Below are 16,156 nucleotides of genomic sequence, written 5' to 3' on the forward strand. Positions count from 1 at the left end.
CTCTAGAGCTCCTTCTTGATGTCGACGATGCGCGACATCATGGTGATGATCAGGAACGTGATGACGAGCAGGATCACGGCGTTCGCGGCGGCGGCCGGGAATTGCAGCGCGTTCACCCGCGTCTCGATGATCTTGCCGGCGGCCGCGATCTGCTGGCCGCCCATCACGCCGATGGTGATGAAGTCGCCCATCACGATGGTGATGACGAAGATCGAGCCGATCACGATGCCGGGCTTGGCGAGCGGGATGATGACGTTGACGAGCGTCTGGAAGCCGGTCGCGCCGGCGTCATAGGCGGCCTCGATCAGCGATTTGTCGATGCGCACCATCGAGTTGAAGATCGGCACCACCATGAAGAACGTGAAGAGGTGAACCAGCGCCAGCACCACGGAGAATTCGGAGAACAGCAGCCATTCAACGGGATGGTTGATCAGCCCCGTCTTCACCAAGCCTGAGTTGACAAGGCCATTGCGCCCGAGCAGCGGGATCCAGGCGATCATGCGGATCACGTTGGAGGTCCAGAACGGGATCGTACAGAGTAGCGACAGTCCCATCTGCCATGTCTTTGACTTGACGTGGAAGGCGAGGAAGTAGGCGACCCAGAAGCCGATGAAGAGGGTGATGACCCACACGAGGAAACAGAGCTTCAGCGTCTTCAGATAAGTCTTGGCGATCGTGCAGAGATCGGGGAGCTGCGCGATGCAGCCCTCGAACGTGTCGGTGTAGCCGCGGCCCGAGAAAGCCGGCAGCAACTGATATTCGTTGTAGTCCCAGAACGAGACGATGACGACGAAGACGAGCGGGATCAGGAAGAAGGCGAGGAACACCAGCATCATCGGCCCGGCCTGAAGCCAGGAGATGAAGGAGGGCGACAGCCGCACCGCTTTGCTGCGGCGCGCCGTCTCCGATCCCCGGAACAGGTCCGGGGATGCCTGTTGCAAAATGTCCTCCGACGTGTCCATCAGATTACGCCGCGATGAACTCGTTCCACTTGCGGACCATGTAGTCGTTCTCGTCCATCACAGCGTTCCAGCATGCGACGCCACCCATGCGGTCCTCGTAGGAGCCGCCGTCGCGCACGGCGCCGGCCTTTTCGAGCAGCGAGCCGTCGGGCGCCTTGATGTCCTTTTCGGCCGCCTTGCCTTCCATCCAATAGGCCCACTCGTAGGGCTCCATATGAGCCTTCGCGGTGGAGAGCACGGCGGAGTAGTAGCCCTGGCGGTTGAGATAGGCGCCAGCGTAGCCGGACAGGAACCAGTTGACGAACTCATAGGCCCATTCGAGCTTTGCACCCGAGACGCCCTTGGAAACGCAGAAGCCCGAGGCCCAGGAGCGATAGCCTTCCTTGAGCGGCTGGAAGGTGCAGGCAATCCCCATCGAGCGGACCTTCGTCACCGCCGGCGACCACATCGACTGGATGACGGTCTCGCCCGAGGCCATCAGGTTGACGCTCTCGTTGAAGTCTTTCCAGAAGGCGCGGAACTGACCGGCCTTCTTGGCCTCGGTCATCACCTTCATGGTGAGATCGATCTCTTCCTTGGTCATGTTGCCCTTGTCGGCATATTTGTACTTGCCGGTGGCTTCCACGACCATCGCGGCATCCATGATGCCGATCGAAGGGATGTTGAGGATCGAGGCCTTGCCCTTGAATTCGGGATTGAGCAGCTCGGCCCACGAGCTGATCGGACGCTTGATGATATCAGGACGGATGCCGAGCGTGTCGGCGTTGTAGACGGTCGGGATCAGGGTGACGAATTCGGTCGCGGACGTCGCGAACTTCTTGGAGTCCTTGCCTTCGAGATAGAGCACCTTCCAGGGTGCGGTACCCTGGCCGCCGATCTTCTTGCCGCCGGGCGTCTGGCCCTTGGTGAAGACGGGCGTGATGTTGTCGAATTCCTTGATCTTCCTGGCGTCGAGGGCAAGGATGTTGCCCGAGGGCACGATCTTCTTCAGTGCGAAATATTCGGTGTCCAGCACGTCGAAGGAATTCGGCTGGGTCATCACGCGCTTGGTGACGTCGTCGGTGGTCGCGGTGATGTATTCGATCTTGATGCCGGTGTCCTTCAGGCACTGCTTGGAGATCTCGTCGCCCTCGTTCACGGCGGTGCCGAGATAGCGCAGCACCTTCGGCTCGGCCGACATCACGTAGGGGAAGCCGGTGATGGCGCCGGAGCCGGCGGCAAGGCCGGCGAGACCCGCGGTGCTCTTCAGTAGCGTGCGGCGGCTAAGGCCCTTCTTCCTGGTCGTTTCGGTCATATCACTCACTCCTCTGTTGCGCATTCCGGTGATTGATCGGCGCTATTGCAGACGTTGCGCCTTGGCGGGATCCCAGGTGGCCAGCACGCGATCGCCCGGCCGGAACTGGTGGACGTCGAAGGCAGCCTCGGGAAGATGGGAGAACAGGGCGGTCCCGTCTTCGAGCGTGAGCGAGACGGCGATGTAAGAGCCCTGGTATTCAGTCTGGGTCAGCAGCGCCGGCGCGCCGACCGCGCCGTCGGCGATCGGCACGATGCCGAGCTGATCGGCGCGCACGGCGATGAGTTTGCCTGCGTCGCTGAGGACGTTGTGACCGCCGATGAAGCGCGCCACGAATTCGGTGCGGGGGTGATGGAAGATGTCACGGGCACTTCCCTGCTGTTCGATCCTGCCTTGGTTCATCACCACGATGTGGTCGGCGAGCGCCATCGCCTCTTCCTGGCCGTGCGTGACCTGAACGAAGCTGATGCCAAGCTCGCGCTGCAGCCGCTTCAGTTCGCCCCGCATCTTCACCCGCAGGAACGGATCGAGCGCAGAGAGCGGCTCGTCGAGCAACAGGATCTGCGGCTCGGTGATCAGCGCGCGGGCGAGCGCGACGCGCTGCTGCTGGCCGCCGGAGAGCTGTGCGGGGAGGCGGGCCGCGTAGGGCGTCATCGCGACCAGCTCGAGCAACTCGCCGGCGCGCTTGTGCCGCGTCGCCCGGTCGATGCCGCGCATTTTCAAGGCAAACGCCACGTTGTCGATCACGGTGAGGTGCGGAAACAGCGCGTAGGACTGGAACATCATCGCCGTGCCGCGCTTGGCGGGTTCGAGATCGGTGACGTTCTGCGGACCCAGGATGATGTCGCCTTCACTGACCGCCTCGTGACCGGCGATCATGCGCAAGGTCGAGGTTTTGCCGCAGCCGGAGGGGCCGAGCAGGCAGCAATAGGTGCCGGCCGGGATCTTCAAATTGACGGTGTCGACCGCCAGCGTCGTGTCGTAGCGCTTGGTGACGGCGACCAGTTCGAGGGCGGCAGGAGTGGCCATGGCGTGTCCGGGGCGAGGGCGATGCTGCGCCTCTCTCCGCAAGGTCCATGCCAATCGCCCTTGAATCGTTCTCGGCCGGCCGAATTCCAAAACAGTGCAGCGGAGTCAGATCGTTAGATCGAATCCCACGGGCGTGGGCGGCTCGCCGCTTTCGCAGTTGCGTGCACACAAAACAGGCGCAGATTGTATAAAGTTTCGCCTGTGATTGGATACAGCTGGTCGATTAGGATTCGACGCCATCTTCGACGATCGAGTCCTCACCCCCATGGCCGCCAAGTCCCGACCGAAATCCGACGCGCCAGATGCGAGCGACCGCGTCAGCCGCATCCGGGAAGGCGTGACGGCGGCGATCCTCGAGCATCGCCTGCTGCCCGGCACGAAACTCGGCGAGGACGAGATCGGCGAGATCTACGGCGCAAGCCGAACGTTGGTTCGCACCGCGCTTCAACAGCTCGCGCATGAGGGCATCGTCAACATCGAGAAGAACCGCGGCGCCTTCGTCGCGCGGCCGACGCCTGCGGACGCGCGCGAAGTGTTCGAGGCGCGCCGCCTGATCGAGCCGATGATCGTCGATCACGCTGTTGACGCGGTATCGCCGGCCTGGATCGGGCGTCTCCAGCGGCATCTTGCCGAAGAACGCGAGGCGGAGCTGCGTGGCGATGCTCGTGCTTCGGTCCGCCTCTCCGGTGACTTCCATCGACTCGTCGCCGAGATGAGTGGCCACAGCATCTATCTCGGTTTTCTCAAGGAGCTGATTGCGCGCTCCTCGCTGATCATCCTGCTCTACCGCCGGCACGACACGCCGGCCTGCGGCACCGATCATCACGCCGGGATCGTCGCCGCGATCCGCAAATGCGACAGGGAGGCCGCGCGCGCGCAGATGTTGTCGCATCTGAACGAGATCGAGGCCGAGCTGTTCCTGAAGGATCCCGCCGCCGACGAGTTGCGGCTCGCGGACGTGCTCGGGGTCTGAGCTCAACGAGGCGCGTCCGCACCCGGATGCGCACGGCGACGGCTATTGCGGCTCCAATCCGAGAGTCTTGATCGACTCGAGCCAGACCGGCCCTTCTTTTTCGTAGAGCGCAATCGAGGATGCGCGATCCATGGCCGGCGAATCGACGCCGAAGGCATCGAGCAGCTTCTGCACGCGCTCGGTCTTGCCGCCTTCGACCATCAGCTTGGCGAGCATGTCGATCCGGTCTTCCGGCATCGCAGCGGGCGCTACCAGCGCGGTAAAACTGATGAGCTGGAAGACATTGCCCGTGACCCCTTGCTCGGCAAATGTCTTGGTCTCGGGCAGCTTCTTCATGCGCACCGGTGTCGGCACGGCAATCGGGCGGCCGATGCCGGTATCGAGCACCGGAAGCGCAGCCTGATAGCTGCCGACCGCCGCCTGGATCACCCCGGCGGCCAGATCCTGCCACATCGGCGCTTCGCCGCGGTAATGCACGATGGAAATGTCGAGACCGAATTGGCGGTTGAGCTCGGCGATCGCAACATGCGCGAACGAGCCGATCCCGTACGAGCCGGCCGTGACCTTGTTGCCACGTGCGTACGCGACGAACTCTTCGATCGTCTTTGCATTGGTGGCGGAATGGACCACCAGCGGTAGATGCCCCGAAGGGGTCACCGCGACGATCGTGAAATCCTTGTCCGGATCATAGGCCAGCGATTTCAGCAGCAGCCGGTTACCGAGCAGGGTGGACGAGATCGTGTACATCAGCGTGTAACCGTCGGCCGGGGAATCCTTCACCGACTGTGCCGCCAGCGCGCCGCTGGCTCCGGTCTTGTTTTCGACAATGACCGGCTGGCCAAGCTTCTGCGAGATATAGTCGCCATAGGCGCGGGCGAAGGCATCGGTGATGCCGCCTGCCGGCGTGGAGACGACGATCTTGATTGCCCGGGTCGGCCACGCTTCGGCCCAAGCCGTTTCAGAAGCGGCTATCGTCAGGCATGCAATCGCGGCAGCCCAAATTCTCGCGGATGTCCGCACTTCGGCCTCCCCCTTTTCCCTGTGTCATTGGGCAGCCGGCAGCCACCGCAACGAGGTGTCACACGGGCAAAGAGGAGGGTCAAGAAATCAAAATATCGTTTCACTGTGTGAAATGATCATCGCCGACCTGCATGAGAACCCGGCGCGGCAAGCTTGGCCCCGAGCGCCTCCGCAAGTGCGGAAGCGACTTTCTTCATCGAAGGTACGAAGCGGCGTATGCCTTCCTCCGGACTGACCGCTTCGCGGAGCATCATCACGTTCATGCTGCCGAACAGCCGGTTCTGAAGCGCGACGGGAACGCCAAGCGCCCAGACTGCGCCGCCGAAGATACTGCGGCTGTAACTGTCGTCCATCACCGCGAAACCGGCTTTGCGGATCGTGCGCAGCGCCTTCGTGAGCTTGTCGGGATTGCGCGCCAGATCGTTCCAGGGCTCGGGACCGAGGGCAAGCCGCGCGGCAATGCGCTCCTGCTCGGCGGGCTCGCAGAAGGCGAGATAGGCGCGTCCCATCGAGGTGCCGAGGACGGGAAAGCGAAAACCCGGCGGGCGGCTGAACAGCAGCGAGCCATCCACGCGCGTCGTGTGGGCGATGACCATGGACTCCTGATCGAGCACCGCGATGTCTGACGGCCAGTGGATCTGCTTGCGGGATTTATTGAGGATGGGTTCGGCGATGCCGCCAATCCAGGTCGGCTCGTCATAGCCTGCGCTGAGCAGCAGCGCGCGTCCCGTCGGCGCGTAGCTGGTGGGCTCGGTACGGCGCACCACATAGCCTTCGTGCTCCAGCGTCTCGAGCATGCGGACGATGGTTGCCTTGTTGAGCCCCGTCGCCTTGTGCAGCGAGCCGACGGTCGACTGCCGTTCCTGATTTATCACCCGCAGGACTTCGAGGCCCCTGGACAACGCGATGACGGGACGGAACGACGTCATGGCAGCTCCTTGTGATTGCCCGTGCCGCTAGCCGATGAAGCAACGGCCGGGGGGACAGGGCAGCGCGCTCGACGCCATCGTCACCGATTGCGGGAAGGTTGGCATGAGTCAAGCTCGCTGACGCGTTCATCTCGGTTTCGAGAAGGGCGGGATTCGCAATCGATTCGATCGCTTGCTGTGCCCAGTGGCAATTTAGTTCCTGCGGTCAAGCCGGGTCGATGGTCGGGCGCTGCGACGTCACGTGACTATTCCTCGCGAGGCGAACCGGCTATAGGATGACGCTCTGTCATCGAACTGTCATGTACCTGTAAATGCTCAAGTCAGACGCAACGCCGGTTCGCAAGTACCCGAGCGCGCGGGATGGGAATCCTGTTGCGAAGGACAACAAGAGAACGCAAGTCGTCGCCGGCTTCTTCAGGCAGCGTGAACCCGCCGAGCTCGTCGCGGAGCCCGTGATCGATCAGACGCCATCGCAAGATGCGGAACCGGCAACGGAACCACACCCGTCGAACGCTGCCGCGCATGCCGGTGAGATCGAGCTCAAGCTTCTGGTCGATGCCGATCGCATGGCGTATTTCAACGCTGCGCCCGTCATCGCGGCGAACGCGCGCAACAAGGGCACGCGCAAACATCTCAGGTCCGTCTATTACGACACGCCGGAGCGGACGTTGCGTCGCAACGGCTTGAGCTTGCGCGTTCGTCAGAGCGGCGCGCGTTTCGTGCAGACCGTGAAGACCGATGCGGCGGACGATCCGCTCCGCCGGGGCGAGTGGGAGGTGAGGGTACCATCGCTTGCGCCTGATCCCGCCCTGGCGATGCCCTTCATTCCGGAGAAGCTTCGCGGCCAATTGGAAGCGCAGCCGCTCGAAGCGGTCGTCACCGCCGATGTCCATCGTCATGCGCGGATGATCGACCTGCCGTCAGGCACGGTCGAAATCGCCTTCGACCGGGGCGAGTTGACGGCCGGCAATCGTTCACTGCCCGTGAGCGAGATCGAGCTGGAGCTCAAGAGCGGCAGCGCGAGCGCGATCTACGAGATCGCGCTGCGGCTTGCGGAGCACGGCGACGCAATGCCGTCCATCCGCACCAAATCGGCGCGCGGCTTCGATCTTGCCGCCGACAAGCCGCCCTCGGCGCGGCGTCCGCGAAAACTTCGTCTCGATCCGTCGGTGACACTGGATGAGGCGTTCGCGACAATCCTGCGCTCCTGCTTCCTCCATTTGCTTCAGTCGCTGCCGGCGGTCGAGGACGGCCGCAATCCGGAAGGCGTCCATCAGCTGCGCGTCTCGCTGCGCCGGCTTCGATCTGCGCTGGGTCTGATGCGGTCGGTCGGCGCGCTCAGCAATCTCGATGCGCTGCGGTCGGAAGCCAGATGGCTGGCGCAAGACCTCTCCGCCGCGCGCGACTGGGACGTGTTCCTGATCGAGACCTTGCCGACGACCGCAAAGGCCTGTCCGTCGGTCGCGGGCTTCGATGCGCTGGGCCGGGCTGCGGCCGGGCGTCAGTCCGACGCCTATCGCAAGGCGCATGGCGCGCTCGAAGATCGCCGCTGCGCCGTGTTCCTGCTCGGACTCGGCAGCTGGATCGAGACGCGGGGCTGGCGCAACGACGTCGCCGCGCAGGATCTCGGCCAGCTTGCCGAGCCCGCCGTCAACTTCGCGCAGCGCATTCTGTCGGAGCAATATGCGAAGGTGCTCAGGCGCGGCCGCCGCTTCAAGTCGCTTTCCGCCGAAGGTCTGCACCGCCTGCGGCTCGCGACCAAGCGGCTGCGCTATCTCAGCGAGTTTCTGCTGCCGCTGTTCGCAGATCGCAAATCCGCGCGAAAATTCTCGCGCAGGCTGGCCGGCCTGCAGGAGCAGCTTGGCGCCTTCAACGATATGGCGGTCACGGCATCATTGCTCGACGGGCTTGATGCCGAGCCCGACTGCGCCATCGCCGCGGCGGCGATCGCCGGCTGGCAGGCGCGCGCGTCGGTCGGGGTGCAGCCCGCCCTGCAAAGCACATGGCGCGATTTCACCGCCGCGCGCGTGCCCTGGTCGCGGCAGACGCCGCAGGACTAAGCGAAGCACATCCCCCAAAAAAGTTGCGGCCAGCCATTGGGGGATGGCTGGCCGCGCGCGAACCGGTCTGGGACGGGGAGGGGTGGGGATGTGACCGGGTCGCGTATCTCTTTCGCTTGTCTCTACTGATCTCTCGCGCTGGCGGTGGAGACCGCCGGCTTGGTGTCGCCGAGCGAGACCCAGACGTTTGGATCGCTCTGCGACTGGCGCTTGACGAAGCGGTAGCCGGTCTCCGTCCAGGCAACGACGTTCTCGTTCTGATTGTCGAGAACGAACTCGCCCTTGTCGGTCTTCACCGTCAGCACCGCGTGTCCTTCGCCCTTCTTGTCGCGCACGACGGTGATGAGCAGGGCCTCGCGCGGCCATCCGGCATCGATCAGCATCTTGCGCTTCAACAGCACGTAGTCTTCACAGTCGCCGTAACCGTCCGACGGCAGCGACCATTTTTCGATCACGCCCCAGTGCTCCTGGTCGGTCAAAGGCTTGACGGTCTCGTTGACCCAGCGATTGACCTTGACGAGGTCGCGCCATGCAGCCTGCGACATCACGATGTCGCGCGGTTGCGTCGGTGCGCCCTGGCACTGGGCGGCATTATCCGCACAGAACTCGACCCAGCCGATCGGCGCACGCGTGGTGTCGCCGAGGCTTGCGTAGAGCAGACGGCCTTCGCCGGCCTGCGCTGCCGCGCTCATTCCGAAGAGCATGACGGCCAGCGCCATTCCCTTCCCCTGTCCCCTGAAATCAAACATTGCGGCCCCCGTTTCTTGTTGGGACCACATTGCGCAGGCAGCTTTTGAGTTGCCGCTAAGTCAGTCAAGTCAAGTCGAGACGAATACAAGTAAAACACGCGGCGAATTCGATCTATACTTGAGTCAAACTTGAATAAAATTCGATATGACTGCAATTGATTCAAATTTTATCGATTAACGCGGAAACGCTGGCGGAACCGTTGTTTGCACGCGCCCGCAGCCTCCGCGTTAACCCGCGCGAGGCCCGTCACGACCCATGAAAAAGGCGGCGTCCGCATCGCGGAGGCCGCCTTCAGTACTGGAAATGCAGGGGTTTTGGTGCCTTCGCGCTTTACCGCGCGGTAACGCTCTCTTCGAGAGTTTCAATTGGCTGCGAATGCATGAACTCGAGCGCGAAGCCGTCTTCGAGGTTTCGGACCACGCGGCCCTGCACCCGGCCGAGCAGAACCGTCGATTTCAGGGGCGGCCGGTTCTCGGCGGCGATGGCGGCGCCCGAGAGCGAAAGGTCGATGATGCGGCAGGTCATCTTGGTGCCGTCCTCGAGCGTCAGCACCGCGATCGGATTGCGCGGCACGATACGATCGTGGCGGCGGTCTTCCGGCAAATTGAGGATGTCGCGGTTGGCGAGCCAGGTCAGCTGTGCCGCAAGCTTGTCGCGTTTTCGCGGCGTGGCACCGACCGTCATGGCGAAGCCATTGTCGATGATGCGGGTGATCTTGCCCTCGACTCGGCCGATATGGTCGAGATAGGCGACCACGCGGTCGCCGACATTGCCGATGCCGGGGGCCAGCAGCGCCAGCCCGCCCGGCGACATGTTGATCACCTGGCAGGGGAATTCACGGCGGTCCGGCAGCATGTAGCGGCCGAGCAGGTGAACCTTCACCCGCTGGAAACGCCGACGTTCCTCGGCGGCCGGAAGAAATTTTTTGTGCGCCAACGCCATTTTCACAACCCGACCCCCCGCCTGGCGGAGTCCGGGACGACCCTAAGGTGCACAGGGTTAATGCCGCGTTAGGATCGGGCGCGGCGATGACGAACAGACACAATGCGTTCGAAAAGCCACATCAGGGGCGGGCAGGCCAGCACCGTCAGCGCGCCGAGGTCGAGCGCGACCGCGGCAGTGCCGGCCGATTTGGCGAGCCGGCCGGCAATGGCCGGTCCCAGCATCATCGCGGCATAGAACAGAGTGTAGAACACGCCCATCCCGATCGCCCTGGTTTCAAGGGCAAGCACGCGGGCGGTGAGGCTCATGATCGGCCCGGCCGGAAGGCCGCCGATCAGGCCGATCAGGACCAGGATCGTGATCACGGCGTCGGATCGGGTCAGCCAGGCCAGCAGGGCGGCCACCACCAGGCTGGCCGCGATCGCCAGCACGAACGGCCGCTTGAAGCGATCAGCGAGATAGCCGCCTGCCGGCACTGAGATCACCGACAGCCACATCACGAGGCTGATCGCCGATCCCGCCGCGGCAATGCTCCAGCCGCGCTCGGCGAGCAGCGAGGGGCCGAACGAGAAGATCATGGCGAAGCCGACATTATAGAGGCCCCAGATCGCGCCCGCGACGATCACCGCCAGAAGCGCGAGCGGATCAAGCCGCCCTGAGCCGGCCGCGCTGGCGGTTGCTCCCGGCGGCGATTGGTAGAAAATGATCAGCACAATGCCGATCGCGGTCAGCGCGCCGGCCACGAGAAACACGGCGCCCGCGCCGTAAGCCGTGCCGATCGCCGGCAGCACCAGCAGCGAGATCGCAACGCCGGCCGGCCAGGAGTTGACGAAGATCGCCATCGCGGTGGCGATCTCCTTACCCGAAAACCAGTCGGTGCCCATCTTGGTGAGTTGCACGGTCAGCAACACGCCGCCGGCGCCGGAGGCGAGCCGGCCCGCCATCTGCCAGCCCCAGATGTCCGTGGTGGCCATGACGAGGCTGCCCGACGTCATCAGCAGCAGCGCGACGATCGTGGTGGGCTTGTCGCCGAGGGTCCGGCCGATCGCGCCGCCCGGCAGCGCCAGCACGATGCCCGGTGTGAAATAGAGTCCGATCAGGATGCCGATATCGGCGAGCCCGACGCCGAAGCTCTGCTGCAGCAGCGGCGCGACCGCGGCCACGCTCTGGAACTGGAACGCGATGGTGAGGCGAACGACGAACAGGATCGCAAGAATGCCCCAGCGATTGCGCAACGCGTCATCTCCCCAAGCCCTGTATCGAGCGTGCGGTGGGGAGACGCCGGAGTCAACCGGTCGTATTCCTCGCCGCGCGCCCATAGAGAAAACATAGCAGCGCCAGCAGCACCGCGGCCGAGAGCCCGAGCGACCAGTGAATGCCGATCGCCGCGCCGAACAGTCCGACCGTGATGCCGCTGAAGGCTCGCATCCCGAGCCCCGCCATGTTGTAGAGGCCGACGACGCGGCCGCGAATGTCGGACGGCGCGTTCAACTGCACCAGCGCCTGCGCCATGGTGTTGAACGACAGCTCGAAGAAGCCTGCAAAGAACAACAGCACGATCGCGACCGGATAGATCCGCACCGAGGCGAAGCCGATCAGCGCCACGCTCCACAGCATGGCGAGCATGATCGCGGTGCGCGGCGTGCCCTTGAGCCGCCCCCAGGATTCCAGCGCGATGCCGGCGAGCAGCGCGCCAGCCGCATCGGCCGCGAGCAGCACGCTGTAGGAGATTCCGGGATCGCCATGGCCGAGATCGCCGGCAAAGCCCGGCATCTGGGCGTGATAGGCATTGCCGATCATGAAGGAGGTGAGGCCGGCAAGCCATGTCATCGCCGTCAGCACCGGCTGCGTGCCGATGGCGCGGATGGTCAGCATGATGTCGGCAAGGCCGCGCACGGCGAAGCGCCGCACGGCCACGCTGTTGTCGCGCACCGGCGCCCAGAACAGCCACAGCAGCATCGGCAGATAGAACAGCGTGTTGAAGATGATGCCATGCGAGGTGCCGAGCGTGAGCATGATGATTCCGCCGACGGCGGGCCCGACCAGAATGCCGAGATAGCGCGCCATCGCGTTCAGCCGCACCGCGCTCGGAAGATCGGCGGGGCCGACGAGATCATAGAGCAGCAATTGGTTCGGCGTCTGCCAGAGCACACCGGCGCAGCCGTGGATCACCAGCAGCAGCATCGCGTGCCACATCTCGATGGTGTCGGTGATGAAGAAGAAACCCCATCCAGCCGAGGCAGCAATAAATAGCAGCATGCCGCACTGAATGATGCGGCGCGGATCGACCCGGTCGGCGAGCCCGCCAACCGCGACCGAGAACAGCAGGAACGGCAGCCAATGCGACAGCACTGCAAAGCCCCCCAGCGTCGGCGAATGGAATTTCTGGAATACCACCCAGTAGCTGATCACATGCTCGATATTGTCCGCCATCATCGCCAGCACGTAAGCGATGAACTGGAGGCGGTAGGGCACCGACTTCATCGCCGCGAACGAGCCGGACGCGACCACGGGATTTTGGGGGAGGGGGTTCAAGGGGGCACCTGGGTGGGACGTGAGCCGTCCCTACACGGTCGCCGATGAGCGCTCAAGACACTTGGGAGTGCTTGGGCACCAGCCATGCACGGCTGCCACAAGCTCAACCGTCATCCTTCGAGGCGCGCAAGAGCGCGCACCTCAGGATGACGGCGGTGGTTGCGGCGGCGCCGTAGCCCGGATGAGCGAAGCGACATCCGGGGCCGCTGCTTCCCGCATATCGCTTCGCTCATGCGGGCTACGAACAACCACGACTTGGCACGACCGCGCATCTCACATACGCTTCGCCTCAAGCCTGCACCACCAATCATAACAAGCGGGCATCGAGGAAACAGCCATGGACCAAATCCGCGTCTGCACCCACGCGGGACCGGGCAGCGAGCCCGTCATCCGCACCGTGCCGTGGCCGAAGGTCGGCAAGAGGGGCGCGCTGATCAAGGTCGGGGCCTGTGGTGTCTGCGGCACGGACCTGCACATCCTGAAAGGACATTGGCCGAGGCCGCTGCCATGGCCGTTCACGCTCGGCCATGAGCTCGGCGGAATCATCGTCGAATGCGGCGACGAATTCACCGAGGACTTCATGAGCAAGCCGCTCAAGGTCGGATCAAAAGTGATGATCCCGCCGCTGATGCCCTGCGGCCGCTGCTATTACTGCATCCATTATCCCCTGACCGCCAACAAGTGCCTGACGCCGGTCTATTACGGCCGCTATCTCGGCTTCGACAAGGCGCCTCACATGTGGGGCGGCTGGGCCGAATATGTCTATGTCGATCTCGATATGCTGCCGGGCACCAAGATCTACAAATTGCCGGACGACATGTCGCTGCGTCTGGGTGCGCTGTCGGAGCCGCTGACCTCCTGCATCCGTGCCTTCAATCGCGCGAGCCGCGCCGGCGGTTTTTCCTGGGGCGACACGGTGGTGATCCAGGGCTCGGGCCCGATCGGCATTCTCGCGGTCGCCGCCGCGCAGGAGATGGGAGCAGGGCGTGTCATCTGCGTCGGTGCGCCGGAGGAGCCGCGGCTCAAGCTCGCGCGCGAGTTCGGCGCGGAGGCGACGGTGAACATCGAGGAGATCAAATCGCCCGAGGCACGCATCGCCCGCGTGCGCGACATCGTCGGTGGGTTCGGCGCCGATCTGGTGATGGATTGCTCGGGCCACCCCTCAGCCGGCCCCGAAGGCATCGAGATGCTGCGCGACGGCGGCACCTATGTCGAGATGGGCCAGTTCACCGACGCCGGCTCGATCGAGACTTCGTGGCACCGCATCTGCACCAAGGATCTCAATGTGTTGGGCTCCTGGGGCTTTACCGGCAACGATCTGCCGCTCGGCGTCGACATGCTCTACCGCACGCGCGACAAATATCCCTGGCTGAAGATGCAGACGATCTATCCGTTCACGGAAGACGGCGTCGCGCAGGCGGTGAGGGACGCGATGGCGATGAAGACGGTGAAATCGACGATCGTGCCGTGGCCGGAACTGGTGGAGTAGGCGATGGTATCGATTCCGCACGAGCTCGCGGCGTTTCTGGTCGAAGCCAAGCGGCGGACCTATGCGGGCCTCGACGACGACGCCACCGTGGCCGCTCCGCTGCTCAGAGGCTCAAAGCAGCTCGAGCATCGCGCGGCACCCTATGCCTATCGCGATATCTATTTCGGAATAGGGTTCTTTGTCGGGCAGGAGACCGTGTCTCGGGATGAGCGCGTCATTTGGTCGATGAGCTACAGCGGTGGCGTCCGCGCGGAGATCACGGATCGAGACACCTTCCTCGCGGTCTACAAATTCCTGCGCCAGGCGTTGCTGGACGTCAGCGTCGAGTATCCGTTTTGGGGCCCGCATCTGTTCGAGCAGGCAGGCATGATTTATCAGAACGAGGTCGAGGGCGCGCTCGATCGTTTCCACGGTGTCGAGACGATCGCGCGGCAGGATGGCGTGCCGCTCTATGCGGTCCGTTACAGTGGCGGTTTGTTGCGATAAAGTCTGGCGAGCCCTGTAGCCCGGATGGAGCGCAGCGTAATCCGGGATTCTCGCCTGCGGCTCCCCGTATTCCGCTACGCTCCATACGGACTACGGGCCGGCGTTTGGAATGAAGGACGAGATGACAACCGAACCGATCCAGCCCACCCGCTCGCCCTTCCGCGCCATCCGTGCGATCGACTACACCGTCGTCTTCGTGCGCGACATGGCGGCGATGCGCCGCTTCTATGAGGACGTCCTCGCGTTTCCGCTGCTGCGGGAGCTGTCGGCGAACTGGATCGAGTACGGGTTGGGCCCCAACACGCTGGCTCTCGCTACACCGGGCCGGACCGCGACTGACACACCGACGCCGGCGGGCAGTGCCTCGCTGCAATTGGCTTTTAAGGTCCGCGCGGCCGAAGTCGATGCGTGTGCCGACGAACTTGCACGCCACGGCGTGGCGCTGCTGTCGCCGCCGACGAACCAGTCGTTCGGGCATCGGACGCTGTTCTTCCGTGATCCCGACGGCAATCTTTTGGAGGTCTATGCGGAGATCTGAACCCGGGAGCGGGCGGCCGTGCACGAAAAGTTCCATCGAAAATCCCCGAGTTATTCACGCCGGGGTGAAACTTAGGCCCGGGTTTCGGCTTTCAGTTCACGGGAGAGTTCATCGTGAAGCGAATCCTGAAACCCGTCACTTACATCCTGGCCGCCATCTACTTCCTGGTGGATGCGGTCTTCATGGCTGTGGCGAGGCCAATCTCGCGCTGGATCGGGCGGCACCTCCAGTTGAAGCGATTGCGCGGCTGGATCAGATCGCTGTCGCCTTATTGCTCGCTCGCCCTGTTTTCCGTGCCCGTCATTATCCTGGAGCCGGTCAAGCCCGTGGCGGCCTATCTCGCGGCGACCGGCCAGGTCGTGATTGGGGCGGTGACGTTCATCATCGGCGAGCTGCTCAAGCTGGTGCTGGTCGAGCGCCTGTTCCATCTCACCCGTGACAAGCTGATGAGGATTCCAGCCTTCGCCTGGGCCTATGGGAAGGTTACCGAGGTAAGGGCATGGCTGCAGGCGACCGAAGCCTGGCGCGCGGTCCGCGCCTTGGGCCGCGCGGCGAGGGACACTGTTGCGCGGGCCAGAGCCAGGCTGGCCGGCGGATTCGGCAGGCTGGTGACCTCCAAGGATTAGGGCCCGCGCGTCGCTCTCTATGCGAGCTTGCGGGCCGCGGCGGTGGCCGTGTCGCCCGTGTTCGGCGTGCCGGTCGGCTCGATCAGCAGGAGATGAACTTCCTCGCGCGCGACCGGGCGATGCTCAACACTTTTGGGCACGACATAGAGTTCGCCCGGACCGAGCGTTACCATGCGATCCCGCAATTCGATGTCCAGACTGCCTTTCAGGACGAGAAAGAAATCGTCGGTACGTCGTGCTTGTGCCAGGTGAACTCTCCCTTCACCTTCACCACCATCACGTCGCAGTCGTTGAAGGTCGTGATCGTGCGCGGAGACCAGAAATCCCCAAAAGTCGCGAGTTTGTCGGCAAGCGATATGCCGTCGGCCATGTGTCACCCTTCTTTGCTTCCTCGTGAGGCACGATTTGGGGGCGACGCGCTGGGGCGACAAGACTTGCGTCTCGACGGCTGTGGTCTCGTCGCAAGGCGTGCAGTCGCCACACAAGCCGTTCGACCGAGAGAGGTCATCTGCGCATCCCGGCA

15 protein-coding genes and 1 pseudogene are annotated in these 16,156 nt (G+C 63.8%); 6 read left to right on the forward strand and 10 right to left on the reverse strand.

Translation table 11 applies throughout. The features are described from left to right. Nucleotides 1-2 precede the first annotated feature (2 nt). The 3 genes from N551_RS0116065 to N551_RS0116075 are packed head-to-tail and all read right to left on the reverse strand — an operon-like array spanning nucleotide 3 to nucleotide 3,285. Nucleotides 3-962 carry an ABC transporter permease gene (locus N551_RS0116065; protein WP_027567790.1) on the reverse strand — a complete coding sequence of 320 codons (960 nt, stop codon included), beginning with the start codon at nucleotides 960-962 and terminating at the stop codon, nucleotides 3-5. Nucleotides 963-966: 4 nt separating this feature from the next. Then, nucleotides 967-2,256, reverse strand: coding sequence for a PotD/PotF family extracellular solute-binding protein (locus tag N551_RS0116070; protein WP_027567791.1), 1,290 nt, complete (start codon nucleotides 2,254-2,256; stop codon nucleotides 967-969). Nucleotides 2,257-2,298: 42 nt separating this feature from the next. After that, a complete protein-coding gene (locus tag N551_RS0116075; protein WP_027567792.1) occupies nucleotides 2,299-3,285 on the reverse strand; it encodes an ABC transporter ATP-binding protein in 987 nt (328 codons plus the stop codon). 265 nt (nucleotides 3,286-3,550) lie between these two features. On the opposite strand from N551_RS0116075, the gene N551_RS0116080 reads away from it, so the two are divergent. Further along, nucleotides 3,551-4,258, forward strand: a complete 708-nt coding sequence (locus N551_RS0116080; RefSeq protein ID WP_027567793.1) for a GntR family transcriptional regulator — start codon at nucleotides 3,551-3,553, stop codon at nucleotides 4,256-4,258. 42 nt (nucleotides 4,259-4,300) lie between these two features. Here the strand turns inward: N551_RS0116080 and N551_RS0116085 are convergent, their stop codons facing one another. Together N551_RS0116085 and N551_RS0116090 are read right to left on the reverse strand one after the other, a co-directional pair. Next, a complete protein-coding gene (locus N551_RS0116085; RefSeq protein ID WP_027567794.1) occupies nucleotides 4,301-5,278 on the reverse strand; it encodes a tripartite tricarboxylate transporter substrate binding protein in 978 nt (325 codons plus the stop codon). 116 nt (nucleotides 5,279-5,394) lie between these two features. Further along, entirely contained in the window at nucleotides 5,395-6,207 is an 813-nt protein-coding gene (locus N551_RS0116090) for a helix-turn-helix domain-containing protein (RefSeq protein ID WP_027567795.1), read from the reverse strand. Nucleotides 6,208-6,518: 311 nt separating this feature from the next. Between N551_RS0116090 and N551_RS0116095 the strand changes: the two genes are divergently transcribed. Then, nucleotides 6,519-8,267, forward strand: a complete 1,749-nt coding sequence (locus tag N551_RS0116095) for a CYTH and CHAD domain-containing protein (protein WP_027567796.1) — start codon at nucleotides 6,519-6,521, stop codon at nucleotides 8,265-8,267. 122 nt (nucleotides 8,268-8,389) lie between these two features. Here N551_RS0116095 and N551_RS0116100 read toward each other — a convergent pair whose 3' ends face one another. The 4 genes from N551_RS0116100 to N551_RS0116115 all read right to left on the reverse strand — a co-directional run bounded on the left by N551_RS0116100 (nucleotide 8,390) and on the right by N551_RS0116115 (nucleotide 12,494). After that, entirely contained in the window at nucleotides 8,390-9,016 is a 627-nt protein-coding gene (locus N551_RS0116100; protein ID WP_027567797.1) for a transglutaminase-like cysteine peptidase, read from the reverse strand. Nucleotides 9,017-9,347: 331 nt separating this feature from the next. Next, entirely contained in the window at nucleotides 9,348-9,959 is a 612-nt protein-coding gene (locus N551_RS0116105; protein ID WP_007602573.1) for a PilZ domain-containing protein, read from the reverse strand. Nucleotides 9,960-10,027: 68 nt separating this feature from the next. Further along, entirely contained in the window at nucleotides 10,028-11,194 is a 1,167-nt protein-coding gene (locus N551_RS0116110) for a CynX/NimT family MFS transporter (RefSeq protein ID WP_027567798.1), read from the reverse strand. A 52-nt stretch (nucleotides 11,195-11,246) separates the two neighbouring features. Beyond that, nucleotides 11,247-12,494: an MFS transporter gene (locus tag N551_RS0116115; RefSeq protein WP_256378996.1), complete on the reverse strand. Its 1,248-nt coding sequence runs from the start codon at nucleotides 12,492-12,494 to the stop codon at nucleotides 11,247-11,249. A 337-nt stretch (nucleotides 12,495-12,831) separates the two neighbouring features. Here N551_RS0116115 and N551_RS0116120 point away from each other — a divergent pair, with 337 nt between their 5' ends. The 4 genes from N551_RS0116120 to N551_RS0116135 all read left to right on the forward strand — a co-directional run bounded on the left by N551_RS0116120 (nucleotide 12,832) and on the right by N551_RS0116135 (nucleotide 15,633). Then, entirely contained in the window at nucleotides 12,832-13,983 is a 1,152-nt protein-coding gene (locus N551_RS0116120; RefSeq protein WP_027567800.1) for a zinc-binding dehydrogenase, read from the forward strand. Nucleotides 13,984-13,986: 3 nt separating this feature from the next. Then, on the forward strand, nucleotides 13,987-14,469 hold the full coding sequence (locus N551_RS0116125) for a DUF5680 domain-containing protein (protein WP_027567801.1): 483 nt from the start codon (nucleotides 13,987-13,989) through the stop codon (nucleotides 14,467-14,469). A gap of 109 nt (nucleotides 14,470-14,578) precedes the next feature. Continuing rightward, on the forward strand, nucleotides 14,579-15,007 hold the full coding sequence (locus N551_RS0116130) for a VOC family protein (RefSeq protein WP_027567802.1): 429 nt from the start codon (nucleotides 14,579-14,581) through the stop codon (nucleotides 15,005-15,007). Between the two features lie 113 nt (nucleotides 15,008-15,120). Continuing rightward, nucleotides 15,121-15,633 (forward strand): hypothetical protein, encoded by a 513-nt coding sequence (locus tag N551_RS0116135; protein WP_027567803.1) that lies wholly within the window; start codon nucleotides 15,121-15,123, stop codon nucleotides 15,631-15,633. A 17-nt stretch (nucleotides 15,634-15,650) separates the two neighbouring features. Here the strand turns inward: N551_RS0116135 and N551_RS35545 are convergent. Then, nucleotides 15,651-16,003 (reverse strand): annotated as a pseudogene (locus N551_RS35545) (cupin domain-containing protein). Nucleotides 16,004-16,156: the final 153 nt, after the last annotated feature.

The sequence above is a fragment of the Bradyrhizobium sp. URHA0013 genome, assembly GCF_000518345.1.
GTDB lineage: Bacteria > Pseudomonadota > Alphaproteobacteria > Rhizobiales > Xanthobacteraceae > Bradyrhizobium.